Here is a 19,759-nt window from a genome sequence, read left to right as displayed (position 1 = left end):
GGTAGCCTTTCATGACGACCCCTGGTTTTTTTGAACGCAGCGAGCTGACCCGGGCGCTGTGGGTTTTTCGGCGCGAGTTTGTGGTGGTGGGTGTATTCAGCATGGTGGCCAACGTGCTCATGCTCTCGCCCACGCTGTACATGCTGCAGGTATTTGATCGGGTGATGGTCAGCCGCAGCGAGCTGACGCTGCTGGCAATGTCGCTGATCACCCTGTTTCTGTTTGGCGTGATGGCATTTGCCGAGTGGATGCGCTCGCGGGTGCTGGTGCGTGCGGGCGTGCAGCTTGATGGCCTGCTGGGCACACGGGTGTTCAACGCCAGCTTCGAGGCCAATCTGGCGCCCTCGGGGGTGAGCCCGGCACGTGCCTTTGGCGACCTGATCCAGATTCGCCAGTTTCTGACAGGCAATGGCATCCTGGCTTTCTTTGACACGCCATGGACGCCCATTTACATGGCGGTGTTGTTCATCCTGCACCCGATGCTGGGCTTTCTGGCACTGTTCTTTGCAGCGGTGCAGGGGGCTCTGGCGTGGTTTGGTCACCGCTCCACGGTGGCGCCGGCCGAGGCGGCTTCCAAGGCGGGCAGCGAAGCGTCGGCGTATCTGCAGGGCAAGCTGCGCAATGCCGAGGTGCTCGAACCCATGGGCATGGTGCACAACCTGCGCCCGCACTGGGCGCAGCGCCATGCCCATGCGCAGCAACTGCAAGGCCGGGCGCAGGCGCTCACGCACCGCATCACGGCGTGGAGCAAGTTCATCCGCTACGCGCAGCAGTCGCTGGCGCTGGGCGCCGGGGCGCTGCTGGTGATTGATGGCCAGCTCTCGCCCGGGGGCATGATTGCCGCCAACGTGCTGATGTCGCGCGCGCTCGCGCCCATCGACATGCTGGTGGGGGCGTGGCGGGGTTTCATCAGTGCGCGTGGCGCATTCGGGCGGCTGGAAGCGTTGCTGGGCGCCCACCCCGAGCGCGACCCGGCGCTGTCGCGGGTGGCGCCGCAGGGCGCGCTCACGCTGCGTGACGTGGTGGCGGTGGCGCCGGGGCGTGCCGAGCCCATCCTCAAGGGCGTGAGCGTGGCGGTGTCGCGTGGCACCGTGACGGTGGTGCTCGGCCCTTCGGGCTCGGGCAAGTCCACCCTGGCGCGTTGCATGGTGGGCATCTGGCCTGGAGTGTCTGGAGAGGTGCTGCTCGATGGCTTGCCCATCGAGGGCTGGGACCGCAACGAACTGGGGCCTTACCTGGGCTATCTGCCGCAGGACATCGAGCTGTTCGAGGGCTCGATTGCCGAGAACATTGCACGCTTTGGCGAGGTGTCGCCCGAGAAGGTGATTGCCGCCGCGCGCAGCGCTGGCCTGCACGAGATGATTTTGCGTTTTCCCAAGGGTTACGACACGCCCATTGGCGAGGCCGGCAACCTGTTGTCGGGCGGCCAGCGCCAGCGCATCGGGCTGGCGCGCGCGGTTTATGGCGATCCGGTACTGGTGGTGCTCGATGAGCCCAACGCCAATCTGGACGACGTGGGCGAGGCCGCACTGGTGCGCACGGTGCAAGAACTCAAGGCCAAGGGGCGCACGGTGTTCCTGATCACGCACCGCCCAGGCGTCGTGGCGGTGGCTGACCGTGTGCTTATTTTGCGCAACGGCATGGTGCAGGCCGATGGGCCGCGCGACGAGGTTCTGGCGGCGTTGCGTGCGGCGCAGACGGCGCCCGCCAGCCCCGGTGCCTTGCGCCCCCAGGCCGCCTGATGGGCATGGCCTTGGCGGTTGGTCCTTTTTTATTGATGCCACTTTTTGTCGGGTACTGACATGGTCAAATCTTTGTTGTCTTTGGGTAAAAAATCGGGCGAAGTGCAGATGGATGCTGCGTCAGATGCTACTGAAAATGTAGCCGCATCGGGTTCGGGGCACCCCGGGCGCATCGGCTTGTGGGTGTTGGCCGCAGGCTTTGGCGGGTTTTTGCTTTGGGCGGCATTGGCGCCCCTGGACGAGGGCGTGCCAGCCGCTGGCACGGTGGCCATCGACACCAAGCGCAAGGCCGTGCAGCACCTGAGTGGCGGCATCGTGCAGGAGGTGCTGGTGCGCGAGGGCGACGAGGTGCAAGAGGGGCAGTTGCTGATCCGCCTCGATTCGGCCGTGGCGCGTGCCAACCATGAGTCGGTGCGCCAGCGCTACCTGGGCTTGCGCGCCATGCAGGGCCGTCTGCTGGCCGAGCAGTCGGGTCAGGCGACGATCACTTTTCACCCCGATCTGGTGGCGGCCAGCACCGACCCGTTGATCCGCCAGCAGATGCAAAACCAGGAGCAGTTGTTCATGACGCGGCGCAGCCTGCTGCGCTCGGATTTGCAGTCGATCGAGGAAAGCATTCAGGGCCAGGAAGGTTTGCTGCAGGCGTACAAGGGCATGCTGGAGAACCGCTCCAGCCAGTTGCGCCTGATCAATGAAGAGCTGGGCCATCTGCGGGGGCTGGTCAAGGAGGGCTATGCGCCACGCAACCGCCAGCTGGAGATGGAGCGCATGGTGGCCGATTCGAGCACCGCCATCGCCGACCTGCAGGGCAACACGGTGCGTGCGCGCCGCACCATCGGCGAACTGCGCCAGCGCGCGTTGTCGCGCCAGCAGGAATATCGCAAGGAGGTAGAGACCCAGCTGGCCGACGTCAGCCGCGAGGTACTGTCCGACAACGAGAAGCTGCGTGCCGTCACGGACGATCTGGCACGCACCGAGATCAAGGCACCGGCCGCCGGACAGGTGGTGGGCCTGGTGGCACAGACCGTGGGTGGGGTGGTGCAGCCGGGGCAAAAGCTCATGGACATCGTGCCCAAGGATGCGCCGCTGTTGCTCGAAGCCCATGTGGCGCCGCACCTGATTGACCGCGTGCATACCGATTTGCCCGTGGATGTGCGTTTTTCCTCGTTTGCGCATTCGCCCCAGCTCGTGGTGGGGGGCAAGGTGGTGTCCATCTCGGCAGATTTGCTGACCGAGCCGCAAACCAATGTGAGCTACTACCTGGCGCGTGTGCAGGTCACGCCCGATGGGCTCAAGCACCTGGGCAAGCGCCAGTTGCAGCCCGGCATGCCGGTGGAGGTGATCTTCAAGACCGGTGAGCGCTCCATGCTGACGTACTTGCTGCACCCGCTGACCAAGCGGCTGGCTGCATCCATGACAGAGGAATGATGGCCATGACATACCGCACTGCATTCGCGCCGCGCACCCGCCTGGCCAGCGCTTGCCTGGCCTTGCTGGGCATGGCGGCGGCGCTGCCCGCCTGGTCGCTGGACCTGCGCCAGGCCTATGAGGCGGCCTATGAGAACGATGCCACCATCCGCGCCGCACGCGCGGGTGCGCAGGCCAGCCGTGAGAAGCTTCCGCAGGCGCGTGCCCAGCAATTGCCCAATGTGAGCCTCAACGCGAGCCGCAATCACAACGACCTGACCAGCAAGACGCAGAACATGCTGGGCCAGCAGACGACGAACGAGAACCAGTACTACAGCGGCAGCCAGTCGCTTTCGGTGCGCCAGCCTCTGTACCGCCCCTATCTGAGTGCGCTGGTGCGACAGGCGCAGGCGCAGGTGGAAGATGCCGATGCAGCGCTCGAGCGCGATGAGCAGACCTTGGTCACGCGCGTGGGCGAGGCCTATTTCGATGCGCTGCTGGCGCAAGACCAGGTGTTGCTGATAGAGGCGCAAAAGGCCACCTACGCCACGCAGCTGGATGCCGCGCGCAAGGGCCTGGAGGCGGGAACGGGTACGCGCACCGATATCGACGAGGCCCAGGCGCGCTTGGATCTGACGCTGGCGCAGGAGCTGGAGGCGCTGCAGAACGTGGAGTTCACCCGCCGGCGCCTGGAGTCGCTCACGGGCCGGCCGGCGGATGTGCTGGCAAGCCTGGATGTGCAGCGGTTCAACCCGACTGCGCCCATCCCCGGGCTGGTGGATGCCTGGGTTGAGCGTGCCGAGCAGGCCAGCCCGGAGTTGCAGTCGTTGCGCGCGCAGTTGGATGCCGCAGGCATGGAGGTAGAGAAGGCGCAGGCGGGCCACAAACCGACCCTGGACGCCGTGGCGCAGTGGTCGCGCAGCAGCAGCGACACCGTGACCAGCGTCAACCAGCGCTATGACAACAAGAGCATCGGGTTGCAGTTGACGGTGCCGCTGTATGCCGGTGGCTACGTTAGCTCCACCGTGCGCCAGGCGGTGGCGGCGCAGGAGCGCGCGCGTGAGGCGCTGGAGGCTGCGCGCCGCGATCTGGGCGTGCGTGTGCACCGGGAGTTCCGTGGCATGACCGAGGGCGTGCTGCGAGTGAAAGCGCTGGAACAAGCCGTGCGTTCGGCCGAGCAGGCGGTGCTGTCGAACCAGAAGTCATTCCAGGCGGGCTCGCGGACCACGGTCGATGTATTGAATGCGCAGCAGCAGAAAACGACGGCACAACGCGATCTGGCGCAGGCGCGGTATCTGTACCTGGTCTCGCGCCTGCGCCTGCAGGCCCTGGCAGGCGATGATCGGCAGGCGAGTGTGGAGCAGGCCAACAGCGCACTCGTTCCTTGAGCGTCGCTGTGCAGCCATTGACAAGTGCGCTCGCATCGGATGACCGCGGAGCAGGGCCCTTGGTTGTCTCCGTGGTGAGCCATGGACACCAACCGCAGGTGCAGGCCCTGCTGAACGACTTGGCCCAGTTCAGTGCGGCCACGGTCTCCCGTGTGGTGCTCACGCTCAATCAGCCCGAGGCAGAGCCTCGGGCTCCGTCCAGCGGTTGGCCGTTCGTGCTGCAGATCGTACACAACGCGCACCCCTTGGGTTTTGGTGCCAACCATAACCGCGCTTTGGCCGGTGCCGCCGAGCCCTTCGTGTGCGTGCTCAACCCTGATGTTCGGTGGGATCGTTGTGATCCCTTGGAGGCGATGGTCCTGGCAGCGGCGCAGCCCGGAGTGGGCTGCTCCTATCCCGCTCAGTTCGATGACGCCGGTAATCGGCAGGACAGCGAGCGCGATTTGCCCACTCCCATTGCACTGTTGCGCCGCCATATGCTGCGGCGGCGCGAGACCCGGGTGGATTGGGTGAATGCCGCTTGCCTCGTGATGCCGCAACCTGTGTGGCAGCGGCTGGGTGGATTTGAAGAGGCCTATTTCATGTACTGTGAGGATGTGGACCTGTGCCTGCGTCTGCGCCTGGCGGGTCTGACGCTGGCGCGCGCGCAGGGGCAGGTGGTGCACGCCGGGCAGCGCGCCAGCCACCGGCGCTGGGAGCACCTGCGCTGGCATGTGCAAAGTCTGCTGCGCCTGTGGCGTTCGCCGGTGTACAGGCAGGCGTGCCAATTGTTACGTGCGCAGGGCAAGGGCGCGGATACCATCGGTCGCTCATGATCTGGTTATCTTTGGTTGCTTTTATGGTGGCGGCGCTGGCTGCTGGGCTTATCGTTCGCTGGATGAGCGGGCACGCTTGCAGGTATGGCAATGGCATGCCCCAGCGCTTTCACCTGGGCGATGTGCCCCGTGTAGGTGGTGCTGCCGTGCTGTTGGGCATGGGTTGCAGTTGGGCGCTGGGGGTGGCGCAGTCGCAATGGTGGGGGGACACCGGTTCACTGCGGCTGGGCGGCTGGGTGGGGTTGTGGCTGTTGGTGCTGCTGCCAGCGGCGGTGAGTGGGATTGCCGAAGACCTGACCCAGCGGTTGACGGTGCGCTATCGCCTGGCCTTCACCGGCATCTCGGGCCTGCTGGCCGTCAACTTGCTGGACATGGCCGTGCCGCGCTTGGGTTTGCCATGGCTGGACGCCCTGCTGGTGGCTGCGCCTTGGCTGGGCCTGTGGATTGCCCTGCTGGCCGTGACGGGGTTACCCCACGCCTTCAATATCATCGACGGTTATAACGGTCTGGCGGGCATGGTGGCCATCATCGTCTGCCTGGCGTTGGCCCATGTGGCGCTGCAGGTGGGTGACCGGGGGCTGGCGGCGCTGCTGGTCACCTTGGCGGCTGCGACCGGGGGGTTTCTTATCTGGAACTACCCGCGTGGCATGTTGTTTGCCGGCGATGGCGGGGCTTACATCTGGGGCGTGGTGATTGCCATGGCCAGCATTTCCCTGGTGCAGCGCAATGCGGATGTCTCACCGTGGTTTCCCATGCTGCTTTTGATCTATCCGGTGTGGGAAACGATTTTTTCCATCTACCGCAAGGTGGCTCGCGGGGTGTCGCCAGGGGTGGCAGATGCGTTACATTTCCACCAGTTGATCTATCGGCGCATCGTGCGCAGGGTGTTCCATGATGACGAGTCCCGCCGCATGCTCATGCGCAATAACCGCACGTCGCCCTATCTATGGTGCTTCACGCTGCTGACGGTGGTGCCGGCAGTGCTGTTTTGGAACAACACCATCTTGCTGATCTGTTTCTGTGTGCTTTTTGTGGTGAGCTACGTGGTGGCTTACATGGCTATAGTTCGGTTCAAGGTACCGGGCTGGGTCAAGGGCTGAACGCCTGTCCGGACTGAAACGGCAGACTGGCGGCTGATACAAAGGCCAGGCGGCAAGTGCCGGGGTTCCTGTGGTTGGCTGGGTCGCAATGACGGGTTCCTGAAAATCGGTTCTGCAGGCATGGAGTCTTATTTTTATTTATGTCGATTCCTTTGATGTTGCTCACGGTGTTGTGCGTGGTCGGAATTTCCCTGGGTCAACTGCTTTTCAAAAAGGCCGCCATGGCATTGCCCGTGCAGGCGCAGTTGGGAGACTGGTTTTTCAATGGGTGGCTGCTGGTGGCGCTTGCCTTGTATGGACTCACCACGGTGCTTTGGGTCTGGATATTGCGCAGCGCGCCCTTGCATCTGGCGTATCCCTTCATGGGCCTGGCTTTCATGTTTGTCCCGGTGATCGGTTGGTATTTTCTGGGTGAGCCCTTGCATTGGCAGACCCTGGTGGGCGGAGGCTTCATCGTGGTGGGCGTGACCCTGGCAGCGCAGGTGACTCCTTGAACGCCATGCGCGTCGCGGTGGCCATTCCCTGCTATCGGGTGACCCGGCATGTCATGGCCGTCATTGATGCCATACCCGGGTCGGTGGAACGTATTTATGCGGTGGACGATGCATGCCCTGACGGCAGTGGGGAGTTCATTCGGACGCACTGCACCGATCCCAGGGTGCAGGTGTTGTTTCACGTTGAGAACCAAGGCGTGGGCGGTGCCATTGCGACTGCCTATCGCCAGGCCATCCAGGATGACGTCGATGTCGTCGTGAAAATCGACGGGGATGGCCAGATGGATCCCCGGTTGCTGCCGTTTTTTGTGCGTCCCATCATGCTGGGCCTGGCCGATTACACCAAAGGCAACCGCTTTTTCCGGCCTGAATCGGTGAGCGGCATGCCTTTCGTGCGCTTGTTTGGCAATGCGGCCCTTTCATTCTTGACCAAGCTCACCTGTGGTTATTGGCGGATCATGGATCCCACCAATGGCTATACCGCTATTCACATCACCGCATTGCGTGAACTGCCTCTGGACAAGCTGGAAAAACGCTATTTCTTCGAGAGCGATATGCTTTTTCGCCTGAACACCCTTCGGGCGGTGGTTCGTGATGTGCCCATGGATAGCGTCTACGCGGACGAGCAGTCCGGGTTGCGAATCAAACAGGTGCTCCCGGAGTTCATGCGCAAGCATGCGTCGCGGTTATGGCGGCGTTATGTGTACAACTACCTTGTGCGCGATTTCAACGTTGGGTCGCTCTACAGTATTTTCGGGGTGGTTTTGCTGCTGGCCGGGGTATTGTTCGGCGGCTGGCACTGGATCGAAAGTATCTGGCGCAACCAACCCGCCACCAGTGGCACGGTCATGCTGAGCGCCCTGCCCATCATGGTCGGCATCCAGTTTCTGATCGCATTTCTGCACTATGACGTCAGCAGTGCGCCCACTGAACCCTTGAGCCGTTTGCTGGGCCGGCTTGGTGAGCCGGATTTGCTGGAAGCCTCACCGGCAACAGGGGAGCCGGATGCCTGACCGGGTGCTGGCGGCTCTTTCAGTTCAAAGCGGATACGGAGTACCTGCCTGGTCGGTGATGACTGCCGGAGTTGGCGCCGTTCTGCTGTTCCAGCTCATGGGCTGGACTCTTTGGCGCGCAATTTGGCAGGCTGCAGGCGGTGCGCGCGGCTTACCGGCCCTTCTGGTTCTGTTCTTTCAGCAGGTGTTGGGCATCGGTGGCGCCATGCTGGTGCTTTTGGGGCTGGCGTTGGTGGGCGCCTTTCATGTGCCTGGCATCCTGGGGGCTTGTGTGCCCGTGGCCCTGGCAGCCTTGTGGTTGAAGCGGCGGCCTCCGCCCCAGGCCCTGGCTCGGGGCGATGCGATCGATGGGCCGGCTGGCGCGGCGGGGGCAGGTGTTGCGCTGTGGGAGTGGGCGGTCCTGCTGGTCGGCATGGTCTTTATGGGCATGGCTGCCTGGCGCTTTCCCGGTCACTGGGACGATACCGCCTACCACCTTCCGCTGGCGCGCACCATCGTTGAGCACCATGGGCTGGTGGCGAACGAGTGGCTGCGCTTTCCCTACTTTCCGGCCTATGCCCAGTTGCTGTTTGCTGCCGGCCTGCTGCTGGACGCATCCCTGGCGCAGTGGCTCGCCAATTGGCCTGTGGTGGTGACCTTGCTGGGGCTGATGGGCGCGGGCCGCTGGCTTTTGGGGCACGCCGCATGGGGGGTGGCGGCGTGGCTGATTTACGTGCGCATGCCTTTGGTGGAAAGCATCCTGGGATTTGCCTACCTGGACGTGCTGTTGGGGTTGTATGGTACGGCGGCGGGGTTGGCAGCGGTGGTATGGGTGCAGGCCGACGGGCGCAAAGAGCACCGGTGGCTTCTGCTGGCGGGGTTGTGTGCGGGCATCGCCAGTGGCATCAAACTGCACGGTCTGGTGGTGGCTGCAGCAGTTGGCATTGGGGTAATGGTCTTGTCGGGGCCTTTGCGTCAAACCTTACGCAATCTTGCTTGGTATGGATTTGCCTGTCTGGCAGTTTGTGTATTCTGGTATTTGCGCAGCTACTGGGTTACAGGCGACCCTATCCATCCTGCCGGTGGCAGTGTGTTTGGTTACTACCTGTGGACGCCGCAGGATCTACAGGCTCAAGTTGCAGAGCAGGCAGTGCACGGAGTCCCCAAGCGGTGGGCGAATTTCCTTGATGGCTTGCTGAAAGTTGAGGCCATTTTCCTGTGCGCAGCTCTTGTAATCCCGGTGTTTGCATGGGGGCGCCGCCGCCCGTGGCTGCTGATTTGGCTGGTAGTCGTTTTATTGGTACTTTTTTGGTTCTGGGTCAGCCAGGTCTCCCGCTACCTGATGCCTGTCCTGCCACTGGGCGCGTTGTTGGCCTTGGCGCCTGTGCGCTACTTGCTGGTTTGGGGCGCTGCGAAACTCCCACCGGTGCGCGGCGCTGGGGCATTGCTGGCCGTCGCTGCATCGGCGCTGATGTTGGTCCATGTGGGGATCACTGGCAGCAAGCAGTGGCAGCAGCCGACGGTGCAGGCGCAACGCGCGGGGCGTAGTGACGTGATTTTGCTGGAGCGTGCGCAGGCGCTGCAGGCACAGCATGGCCACCGAGTTCTAAACTTCGGTTTTGAAAATGCCTTCTTTTTTTACAGCGGTCAGTTGGTAGGAGATTGGTTCGGGCCTGCTTCTTTTTCTCAGGCCATTGTTTGCGACGACAGTTGCCGCATTCGTTCCACTCAAGTGCTGAATTTAATGAATCGCTTCGGGATCCGGATGGTGTTGATCCATGCAGAACGGTTTCCGTTTGACAAGGGCGAGTTTTCTGAGCACCTCGATTTGATTGCTACACACGGTAGCGGATACCTGTACGCATTGAAAGAGTCCGCTCGGCCCCCTTTCTGAGCTATCGTATCAAGCGTTTATCCGGCCCTGTCGCCGCTATTTTTTGATCACACGTACTAACTACGTAATTTCATGGCTTTGCCCCCTATGACCGACCTTCTTTCGATAGCACCCCGCGACAAGGCTGAAATCCTGGCCCAGGCGCTGCCCTATATCCGCAAGTTCCATGGCAAGACCATGGTCATCAAATATGGCGGCAACGCCATGACCGACCCCGACCTGCAGGCCGACTTTGCCGAGGACGTGGTGCTGCTCAAGCTGGTGGGCATGAACCCGGTGGTGGTGCACGGGGGCGGTCCGCAGATCGAGACGGCGCTCAATCGCCTGGGCAAGAAGGGCCATTTCATCCAGGGCATGCGCGTGACCGACGCCGAAACCATGGAAGTGGTCGAATGGGTGCTGGCTGGTGAGGTGCAGCAGGACATTGTGGGCTTGATCAATCAGGCCGGCGGCAAGGCTGTGGGCCTGACGGGGCGCGACGGCGGCATGATCCGCGCGCAAAAGCTCAAGATGCTGGACAACAAGGACCCGAACATCGAGCACGACGTGGGCCAAGTGGGCGACATCGTCTCTATCGATCCCAGCGTGGTCAAGGCGCTGCAAGACGATGCCTTCATCCCCGTCATCAGCCCCATCGGCTTTGGCGAAAACAACGAGAGCTACAACATCAACGCCGACGTGGTGGCCAGCAAGCTGGCCGAGGTGCTCAAGGCGGAAAAGCTCATGCTGCTGACCAACACCCCCGGCGTGCTGGACAAGGCAGGCAAGCTGCTGACCGACCTGACGGCGCGCGAGATCGATGCGCTGTTTGCCGATGGCACCATCTCGGGCGGCATGCTGCCCAAGATTGCCGGCGCGCTGGACGCCGCCCGCGCCGGCGTGAATGCCGTGCACATCATCGACGGCCGCGTGCCGCACGCCATGTTGCTGGAAATCCTGACCGATCAGGCTTACGGCACCATGATTCGTAGTCATTGAGATGCCCCCCCTGAGTCGCTTCGCGCCTTCCCCCCAGGGGGACGCCACCCGTGGCCTGGCAAAGCCAGTTCCACGGTGGCACTGGCCTTTGCAGCGCCAGTTCCATCGGCTTTGGACTGTGCGTTGCGCCGTAGGGCGTTGACATGCGGCTGCTGCTGGTCGAAGACGACGTCATGGTGGCCAGCGGCATCAAGCTGGGGCTCACCGACGCCGGCTATGCCGTCGATTGGGTGGGCAGTGGCGAGCGCGCTGAAGAGGTGCTGCGCACCGAGTCGTTCGATGCGGCCATCATTGACATCGGCCTGCCCGCCATGGACGGCCTGGAGCTGACGCGCCGCCTGCGCCGCCCCGGCATGGCCAGCCCCGCCATGCCGGTGCTGATCCTCACCGCGCGCGATGCCCTGCACGACCGGGTGCAGGGGCTGGACCTGGGGGCCGACGATTACATGGTCAAGCCCTTCGAGTTGCCCGAGCTGCTGGCGCGCTTGCGCGCCTTGTTGCGCCGTTCGCAAGCAGCCACCACGGCAGTGCTGAGCTTTGGCCCGCTGGAACTCGACACCGCCGGGCGACGCGCCAGCATCCGGCTGGATGATGCCGAGCAGGTGATTGATCTCGGCCCCCGTGAATGGACGGTGCTGGAATACCTGCTGATCCACGCCCCCAAGCCGGCCAGCAAAGACAAGCTGCTGCAGGCGCTGACCGGTTGGGACAAGGAGATCACGCCCAACGCCGTCGAGGTCTATGTGTCGCGGCTGCGCGGCAAGCTGGAGCCGCATGGCGTGGCCCTGCGCTCCATTCGCGGCTTTGGCTACCGGCTGGAATTGCAACCGCAGTAAATCTGCGCGCCACCATGCAGCGGCCCCGACTTCGCGCGATGACGTCCGATCTGCGCAATCGGCTGCTGCTGTTGCTGGTGCTGCCGCTGATGGCGCTGGCCCTGGTGGGCATCTGGCTTGATTACCGCTCGGCGGACGAGGCTGCAGAGCGGCACGACCTGCGCCTGCTGCGCCTGCTGCCGGCCCTGGCCGATTCGGTGCTGGCCCCGCCGATCCACGACCGCGAACCGCCCTTGCTGCTGCTGGCACCGCCGGTGGAAGACTTTTTGCGCCAGAACGCGGGTTACGCGGCGTACAGCGTGCGCGACACCTCGGGCCGCCTGTTGCTTGGCGATGCCTGGGTGCATGCTGACGTGCCCACCACGCAGGCGCCCGAGTTCCACAGCGTGGAATATGGCGGCGTCACTTACCGCGTGGCGGTGCAGCGCGGGCGCACCGGTGCGGGTGAGCTGGTGGTGGCGCTGGCCGACGGGTCGGATCCGCGCCAGCAATGGGCGCAGCAGTTGCTGCTGCGGGTGTTGCTGCCCAACCTGGTGCTGGTGGGCGCGGCCGGGCTGGCCATCCACTGGGCCGTGCGGCGGGCCTTCAAGCCGCTGGTGGATTTGGCGCACGCGGTGGAGTGCCGCTCCCCCCGCGACCTGAGTCCGATCGACGAAGCCGCATCGCCCGCAGAGGTGCGCCCGCTGGTGCATTCGCTCAATCGCCTGTTCGCCCTGGTGAACGCGCAGGCCGAAGGGCAGCGCCGCTTTGTGGCGGACGCGGCGCACCAGCTGCGTACGCCGCTGGCCGGCCTGCAGGCCCAGGTGGAAGCCTGGGCCATGATGGCGCGCGCCGCCGTGCCTGCGCCGCTGTCGCTGAATTTGGATAAAAAACAGCCTCTAGCGCAGGAGGGACGTGCGCAAGGTGCTATTGTTTTAGGAGTTGATCAGATCGAAAAGCTGCGGGATGCCACGCGCCGCACCTCGCAGCTGGCGCACCAGTTGCTGGCCCTGTCGCGGGCGGATGCGCGCAGCCTGGATGCCCAGCCCTCGCAGCGCGTGGGCCTGAAAGACCTTTGCGAAACCTTGCTCGAAGCCTTTCTGGATGCGGCCACGGGCAAGGGGCTCGACCTGGGGCTCGATGTGCAACCGGTGCATGTGACCGGCCACGGCTGGTTGCTGCGCGAACTGCTGTCCAACCTGGTGGACAACGCCATCAAGTACACGCCGGCGGGTGGCGTGGTCACCATTCGCTGCGGTGTGCGGCGCAATGCCCTGGGCCCACCCCGGGTGTTTTTGCAGGTGGAAGACGACGGCCCCGGTGTTCCGGAGGCCGAGCGCGGGCGCGTGATGCAGCGCTTTTACCGGGTGCCCGGCACGGTGGGCGAGGGCACTGGCCTGGGGCTGGCCATTGCCGACGAGATTGCGCGCGTGCACCACGCATTGCTGGCCTTGGGGCCTGGTGTGCAAGGGCGTGGGCTGGTGGTGACGGTGGTTTTTCCGCCAGAGCTGGCGGCGGCGGGCGCCTGAACCCGGGGTCCAGACGCCTGCCGGTGGTGCCGAGGGGCTGTGCGAGAATCATTTCCACACATGATTTACGCCCTGCCCATGAACGCCATCAACGCCAAGTGCGTTCACTGCCTGCCCAGCGCGCTTGGGTGCCTTGGCGGTGTGCGCGGGGCCGGTGCTTGCCATTCTTCATTCCTGCATGTCTGAACTTTTGCCCACCCCCGAGCCCGTCAGCACTGCCGATGCGGCCGACAGCGCCGCTGCGCGCAAGCGGCCCAAACCGGGCGAGCGCCGGGCGCAGATCCTGCAGGCGCTGGCAGAGATGCTGGAGCAACCAGGGGCCGAGCGCATCACCACGGCGGCGCTGGCTGCGCGCCTGTCGGTGAGTGAAGCGGCCCTGTACCGCCACTTCGCCAGCAAGGCCCAGATGTTCGAGGGCCTGATCGACTTCATCGAAGAGGCCATATTCACGCGGGTGACGCAGATTGTTGGGCGCGATCTGGCCGATGCGGGACAACCCGTGGAAGGCGGCGCCCACCAGGCGGCGCGCGTGGTGGCGCTGCTGCTGCAGTTTGGCGAGCGCAACCCGGGCCTGGTGCGCGTGATGGTAGGCGATGCGCTGGTGCTGGAGCACGAACGCCTGCAGCAGCGCATGAACCAGTTTTTTGAGCGCATCGAATCTGCGCTGCGCCAGTGCCTGCGCGCAGCAGCGGGCGCGGCGGGTTCTTCCACGCCCACGGTGGATGCCCAAGTGGCGGCCAGTGTGCTGACCTCCTTCACGCTGGGGCGGTTGCAGCGCTACGCGCGTTCGGGTTTTCGTCGATTGCCAACAGATCATCTGGACGCTAGCCTCGCGCTGATGCTTTGATGGCCCAGACGCCTGCGGCCGCAAAGCAGGCGAGCCGTCCGCCCGCATGGCAACACTGGCCGGTGGCGCGTGAACAACGCCCGGCGACAGAAGCCTCCAAATTTATTTCAGGGACATGGGGCGCACGATAAAAAATACTGCAAAATAGAACGAACGTTCGTTTTATTTTGCATGTCCTCACCCACCCAACCCCGTCCCATCACCCGTATTTCACGCTCTGCCAGCGGAACGGGCCGCGCGCTGCAAAAGGGCCAGCAGACCAAGGCCGTCATCGTGGAAGCCGCCCTGGGCCTGGCCACCCACATTGGCCTGGAAGGGCTGTCGATTGGTGCGCTGGCCGACATCACCGGCATGAGCAAGTCGGGCGTCTTTGCCCATTTCGGTTCGCGCGAAGAACTGCAGATCTCGGTCATCCGCGAATACCACACGCGTTTCGAGCAGGAAGTGTTCTACCCGGCCATGGAGGCACCGCGCGGCGTGGCGCGTCTGCGGGCCCTGTTTGACAACTGGATGAAGCGCACCTCGATCGAAATCGATTCGGGCTGCATCTACATCAGCGGCGCCATCGAGTTTGGCGACCGCACGGGCCTGGTGCGCGACGCGCTGGTCAGCTCGGTGATGACCTGGCACGCCGCCATGAAGCGCGCCATCGAGCATTGCAAGGAGCTCGGCCAGCTGCGCGACGAGGTGAGCCCCGAGCAGATGCTGTTTGAAATCCACGGTCTCATTCTGGCGCTGCACTACGAAGCACGTTTTCTGCAAACCCCGGGGTCCATCGATCGGGCCATCACGGGGTTCAACAACATTCTGGCCCGCTGCAGCCAACCGGCTGCCGCCAAGGGTCGCCCCGTTTCCATCCAAGCCAACAAGGAGTAACCCCATGCCTACCTACACGCCGCCCCTGCGCGACATGCAATTCGTCATGCACGAAGTCTTCAAGGTCACCGACGAGTTCAAGGCAATGCCCCAGCATGCCGAGGTGGATGTGGACACGGTCAACGCCGTGATTGAAGAGGCTGGCAAGTTCGCCTCTGAAGTGATCTTTCCGCTGAACATCAGCGGCGACACCGAAGGCTGTGTGCTCGACCAAGCCACCCACGAGGTCAAGACCCCCACCGGCTTCAAGGACGCTTACGACAAATATGTGGAAGGTGGCTGGGCGGCCCTGAGCTGCGACACCGCCTACAGTGGCCAGGGCCTGCCTTTTGTGCTGAACCAGTGCCTGTACGAGATGATGAACTCGGCCAACCAGGCCTGGACCATGTACCCCGGCCTGAGCCACGGCGCCTATGAAGCCCTGCACGCGCACGGCACCGACGAGCAAAAAGCCCTGTACCTGCCCAAGCTGACCAGCGGCGAGTGGACCGGCACCATGTGCCTGACCGAACCCCATTGCGGCACCGACCTGGGCCTGCTGCGCACCAAGGCCGAACCCCAGGGCGACGGCACCTACAAGATCACTGGCAACAAGATTTTCATCAGCGCTGGCGAGCACGGCATGGCCGCCAACATCGTGCACCTGGTGCTGGCCCGCCTGCCCGATGCGCCCAAGGGCAGCAAAGGCATCAGCCTGTTCGTGGTGCCCAAGTACCACGTGAACGCCGACGGCTCGCTGGGCGAGCGCAACCCCATCTACTGCACGGGCCTGGAGCACAAGATGGGCATCCACGGCAACGCCACGGCGCAGATCGCCATTGACGGCGCCATCGGCACCCTGGTGGGCCAGCCGCACAAGGGCCTGGCTGCCATGTTTGTGATGATGAACGCCGCCCGTCTGGGCGTGGGCAACCAGTCGCTGGGCCTGACCGAAGTGGCTTACCAAAACGCGCTGGCCTATGCCAAGGACCGCATCCAGATGCGCAGCCTTTCGGGCACCAAGGCCAAGGACAAGCCGGCCGATCCCATCATCGTGCACCCCGACGTGCGCAAGATGCTGCTCACGGCCAAGGCCTATGCCGAAGGCGCCCGCGCGCTGCAGTGCTTTTGTGCCGTGCTGCTGGACAAGGAACTGAGCCACCCCGACGAAAAGGTGCGCAAGGACTCCGGCGAAATGCTGGCCCTGCTGACTCCCATCGTGAAGGCCTTCATCACCGACAACGGCTTTGAAGCCACCGTGATGTGCCAGCAGGTCTTTGGCGGCCATGGCTACATCAAGGAATGGGGCATGGAGCAGCATGTGCGCGACGCGCGCATCAACATGATCTACGAAGGCACCAACACCATCCAGTCGCTGGACCTGCTGGGCCGCAAGATCCTGGGCAACAACGGCGCCTCGCTCAAGAAATTTGGCAAGCTGGTGGGCGCGCTGGTGGAGGAAGAAGGCGTCAACGAGAAGATGGCCGAGTTCATCAATCCCATCGCCTACCTGGGCGACCAGATGACCAAGTTCACCACCGAGATTGGTTTCAAGGGCCTGCAAAACCCCGACGAAGTGGGCGCCGCCGCCGTGGACTACCTGCGCGTGGCCGGCCACCTGGTGTTTGGCTACTTCTTCGCCCGCATGGCCCAGGTGGCCCTGCGCGAAATCGCCGCTGGCAATGCGGACCCGTTCTATGGCGCCAAGCTGCAGACCGCGCGCTTTTACTTCGCCAAGCTGTTCCCCGAAACCGCCACGCTCATGCGCACGGCGCGCGCCGGCAGCAAGGTGCTGATGGACACCGACCTGGCGCTGGCCTGAACGGTGGCACATCGGCGGATATGACGGATTTCAAGCTTTTTAGCACTGGAGCCCTTATGTATAAAGCGGTAACAGCTATTATTTTAATAGCGTCTGCAGCGCCTGTCTGGGCGCAGATGACGCCCGAGGGACTGTGGCGCAACATCGACGACAAGACCGGCGAGGCCAAGGCAGAAATCCGCATCCGTGACAACGGCGGCGCATTGCATGGCGTGCTCGAAAAGCGCCTGGCCAAGGACGCCAGGCCCGATGACCTGTGCAAGGAGTGCAGCGACGACCGCAAGGACAAGCCGCTGCTGGGCCTGGAAATCATTCGCGGCGCCAAAAAGGCCGAAGGCAAGGATGTGTGGGAGGGCGGCAAGATTCTCGATCCCGAGAACGGCCGCAACTACACGCTGCGCATGACGCCTGTCGAGGGCGGCAAGAAGCTCGAAGTGCGCGGCTCCATCGGCCCCTTTGGCCGCACGCAAACCTGGGTCCGGGTGCAGTGACGCCATCGCGTTGCGTGCGCGCAGCGCTGCAAGGCCAAAAACAAGGAACGAAAGACATGTCCCGATTTCAAGTGAAGAAAGTCGCCGTCCTCGGCGCAGGCGTGATGGGCGCGCAGATCGCTGCGCACATGGTCAACGTCAAGGTACCCGTGGTGCTGTTCGACCTGCCTGCCAAGGAAGGCGCCAAGAACGGTATCGTGACCCGTGCCATCGACAACCTCAAGAAGCTCAAACCCGCGCCGCTGGGCGTGGCGGACGATGCCGCACTGATTCAGCAGGCCAACTACGAAGAGCATCTGGAGCAATTGCGCGACTGCGACCTCATCATCGAGGCCATCGCCGAGCGCATGGACTGGAAGCTTGACCTGTACAAGAAGATCGCGCCGTTTGTCGCACCGCACGCCATCGTGGCATCGAACACCTCGGGCCTGTCGATCACGAAACTGAGCGAAGCGCTGCCCGAGAACATCAAGCCGCGCTTTTGCGGCATCCACTTCTTCAACCCGCCGCGCTACATGACGCTGGTGGAGCTGATCAACACCCCCACCACCGCCCCCGAAGTGCTCGACCAGCTCGAAGCCTTCGTGACCAGCGGCCTGGGCAAGGGCGTGGTGCGCGCGCACGACACGCCCAACTTCATCGCCAACCGCGTCGGCATTGCCGGCATGCTGGCCACGATGAAGGAGGTCGAGAACTTCGGTCTGACCTATGACGTGGTGGACGACCTCACGGGCAAGAAGCTCGGCCGCGCATCGAGCGGCACGTTCCGCACCGCCGACGTGGTGGGCCTCGATACCATGGCCCACGTCATCAAGACGCTGCAGGACAACCTCGACGAAAAGAGCGACCCGTTCTACGGCAGCTTTGAAACCCCTGTGGTGCTCAAGAAGCTGCTGGAACTGGGCAACCTGGGCCAGAAGGCCAAGGCCGGTTTCTACAAGAAGGTCGGCCGCGATGTGCTGCGCTTTGACCTGGAGGCCGAAGAGTACGTGCCCGGCGGCCAGAAGGCCGACGAGGTGTATGGCCGCATGCTCAAGAAGCCTGCCGCCGAGCGCCTGAAGCTCCTGCGCAATGCCGAAGGCGCGCAGGGCCAGTTCCTCTGGGCCATTTTGCGCAACAGCTTCCACTACGCTGCGGTTCACCTGGGCACCATCGCCGACAACGCGCGCGACGTGGATCAGGCCATGCGCTGGGGCTTTGGCATGCAGCAGGGCCCGTTCGAGTTGTGGCAGGAGGCTGGCTGGCTCGACGTGGCGAAGATGGTCCAGGAAGACATCGACGCAGGCAAGGCGCTGAGCCGCGCGCCGCTGCCCGAGTGGGTCTTCAAGGGCCCCGTGGCCGAGGCCGGTGGCGTGCACACCGCGCAAGGCTCGTGGAGCGCATCTGCTAACAAATTTGTAGCGCGCCGCGCTTTGCCTGTCTACGCCAGGCAGCATTTCCCTGAAAAACTGTTGGGCGAATCGCTGCCCGACTTCAAGACCGCCGGCAAGACGCTGCACGAAGACGATGCGATCCGTCTGTGGACGCTCAATGACGAGGTGCTGATTGCCAGCATCAAGACCAAGATGCACGCCATCAGCCCCGACGTGTGCGAGGGCCTGAACCTGGCCGTGGAGCTGGCTGAGAAGGATTACCAGGGCGTGGTGGTCTGGTCGGGCGATGAGCCTTTCAGCGTGGGCGCCGACCTGCAGGCCATGCTGCCCGCCTTCATGATCGCCGGCGTCAGCGCGGTCGAGGGCGCGGAGCACGAAATGCAGCAAACCATGCTGCGCCTGCGCTACGCCAATGTGCCCGTGGTGTCGGCCGTGCGCGGCATGGCGCTGGGCGGTGGCTGCGAGCTGGCCGTGCACTCGGCGCGCCGGGTGGTGCACATGGAAAGCTACATCGGCCTCGTCGAAGTGGGCGTGGGCCTGGTGCCCGGCGCTGGCGGCCTGACCTACATCGCCCGCCGCGCGGCCGAGAACGCCGCCACCTCCACGGGCAAGGACATCCTGCCCTTCCTGACCGAAGGCTTCACCGCCGCCGCGATGGCCAAGGTGGGCACCAGCGCGCTCGAATCGCGCAAGCTGGGCTACCTGCTCGAGAGCGATGTCATCGTGCCGCACAAGGATGAACTGCTCTACACCGCCATCAACGAAGCCAAGGCCCTGGCCAATGGCGGCTGGCGCGCGCCGCACAAGCGCCTGTTCCCGGTGGCGGGCCGCAGCGGCATCGCCACCATCAAGGGCTCGCTGGTGAACATGCAGGGCGGCGGCTTCATCAGCCAGCACGACTTCCACATCGCCAGCCTGATCGCCGAAGTGGTCTGCGGCGGCGACGTGGATGCGGGCACGCTGGTGAGCGAGGAGTACCTGATGGCGCTGGAGCGCAAGGCGTTTTGTTCACTCATCGAGCACCCCAAGACGCAAGAGCGCATCCTGGGCATGCTGAACACCGGCAAGCCGGTGAGGAACTGATGAAGCACCCCCTGAGTCGCTTCGCGCCTTCCCCCTCTCCTTCGGGAGGGGGACGCACCCGGTGGCCTGGCAAAGCCAGTTCCACGGGTGCACTGGTGTGGGCCGAGCCAGTTTCTTGCGATGCTGGCGGTGCG

Annotated in this window: 16 protein-coding genes; all 16 read left to right on the top strand. The window is 63.9% G+C overall.

From position 1 onward, the window contains the following. Positions 1-11 precede the first annotated feature (11 nt). On the top strand, positions 12-1,742 hold the full coding sequence (locus CCX87_RS15705; RefSeq protein ID WP_087747640.1) for a type I secretion system permease/ATPase: 1,731 nt from the start codon (positions 12-14) through the stop codon (positions 1,740-1,742). A gap of 60 nt (positions 1,743-1,802) precedes the next feature. Beyond that, positions 1,803-3,170 (top strand): HlyD family type I secretion periplasmic adaptor subunit, encoded by a 1,368-nt coding sequence (locus CCX87_RS15700; RefSeq protein ID WP_087747639.1) that lies wholly within the window; start codon positions 1,803-1,805, stop codon positions 3,168-3,170. A gap of 5 nt (positions 3,171-3,175) precedes the next feature. Then, positions 3,176-4,537: a TolC family outer membrane protein gene (locus CCX87_RS15695; protein WP_232476416.1), complete on the top strand. Its 1,362-nt coding sequence runs from the start codon at positions 3,176-3,178 to the stop codon at positions 4,535-4,537. A gap of 59 nt (positions 4,538-4,596) precedes the next feature. Next, positions 4,597-5,352: a glycosyltransferase gene (locus CCX87_RS15690; RefSeq protein ID WP_087747638.1), complete on the top strand. Its 756-nt coding sequence runs from the start codon at positions 4,597-4,599 to the stop codon at positions 5,350-5,352. After that, a complete protein-coding gene (locus CCX87_RS15685) occupies positions 5,349-6,452 on the top strand; it encodes an MraY family glycosyltransferase (RefSeq protein ID WP_087747637.1) in 1,104 nt (367 codons plus the stop codon). The genes CCX87_RS15690 and CCX87_RS15685 overlap by 4 nt, the downstream gene beginning before the upstream one ends. Positions 6,453-6,592: 140 nt before the next feature. Further along, positions 6,593-6,946: a hypothetical protein gene (locus tag CCX87_RS15680; protein ID WP_087747636.1), complete on the top strand. Its 354-nt coding sequence runs from the start codon at positions 6,593-6,595 to the stop codon at positions 6,944-6,946. A 5-nt stretch (positions 6,947-6,951) separates the two neighbouring features. Continuing rightward, a complete protein-coding gene (locus CCX87_RS15675; RefSeq protein ID WP_087747635.1) occupies positions 6,952-7,959 on the top strand; it encodes a glycosyltransferase in 1,008 nt (335 codons plus the stop codon). Continuing rightward, entirely contained in the window at positions 7,952-9,832 is a 1,881-nt protein-coding gene (locus tag CCX87_RS15670) for an ArnT family glycosyltransferase (protein ID WP_087747634.1), read from the top strand. The genes CCX87_RS15675 and CCX87_RS15670 overlap by 8 nt, the downstream gene beginning before the upstream one ends. Before the next feature lie 87 nt (positions 9,833-9,919). Beyond that, positions 9,920-10,810, top strand: coding sequence for an acetylglutamate kinase (gene argB / locus CCX87_RS15665; RefSeq protein WP_087747633.1), 891 nt, complete (start codon positions 9,920-9,922; stop codon positions 10,808-10,810). A 143-nt stretch (positions 10,811-10,953) separates the two neighbouring features. Then, positions 10,954-11,646, top strand: coding sequence for a response regulator transcription factor (locus CCX87_RS15660; RefSeq protein ID WP_087747632.1), 693 nt, complete (start codon positions 10,954-10,956; stop codon positions 11,644-11,646). Positions 11,647-11,684: 38 nt separating this feature from the next. Beyond that, entirely contained in the window at positions 11,685-13,154 is a 1,470-nt protein-coding gene (locus CCX87_RS15655) for a sensor histidine kinase (protein ID WP_087747631.1), read from the top strand. Between the two features lie 178 nt (positions 13,155-13,332). After that, complete coding sequence (gene slmA, locus CCX87_RS15650) at positions 13,333-14,001, top strand: nucleoid occlusion factor SlmA (RefSeq protein ID WP_087747630.1); 669 nt, start codon at positions 13,333-13,335, stop codon at positions 13,999-14,001. A 171-nt stretch (positions 14,002-14,172) separates the two neighbouring features. Further along, positions 14,173-14,877, top strand: coding sequence for a TetR/AcrR family transcriptional regulator (locus CCX87_RS15645; protein ID WP_087747629.1), 705 nt, complete (start codon positions 14,173-14,175; stop codon positions 14,875-14,877). Between the two features lie 4 nt (positions 14,878-14,881). Next, positions 14,882-16,678, top strand: a complete 1,797-nt coding sequence (locus CCX87_RS15640) for an acyl-CoA dehydrogenase C-terminal domain-containing protein (protein WP_087747628.1) — start codon at positions 14,882-14,884, stop codon at positions 16,676-16,678. Positions 16,679-16,734: 56 nt separating this feature from the next. Further along, the gene (locus tag CCX87_RS15635) at positions 16,735-17,169 is read left to right on the top strand and encodes a DUF2147 domain-containing protein (RefSeq protein WP_087747627.1); all 435 of its coding nucleotides are present in this window, start codon (positions 16,735-16,737) and stop codon (positions 17,167-17,169) included. 56 nt (positions 17,170-17,225) lie between these two features. Continuing rightward, positions 17,226-19,625, top strand: a complete 2,400-nt coding sequence (locus CCX87_RS15630; protein ID WP_087748405.1) for a 3-hydroxyacyl-CoA dehydrogenase/enoyl-CoA hydratase family protein — start codon at positions 17,226-17,228, stop codon at positions 19,623-19,625. The last annotated feature ends 134 nt before the right edge of the window (positions 19,626-19,759 follow it).

This window comes from Acidovorax sp. T1 (assembly GCF_002176815.1).
In the GTDB taxonomy this organism is placed as follows: Bacteria; Pseudomonadota; Gammaproteobacteria; order Burkholderiales; family Burkholderiaceae_C; genus Acidovorax.
Note: the sequence above shows the minus strand (reverse complement) of the source record. Positions and strands in the feature narration are given on the sequence as shown.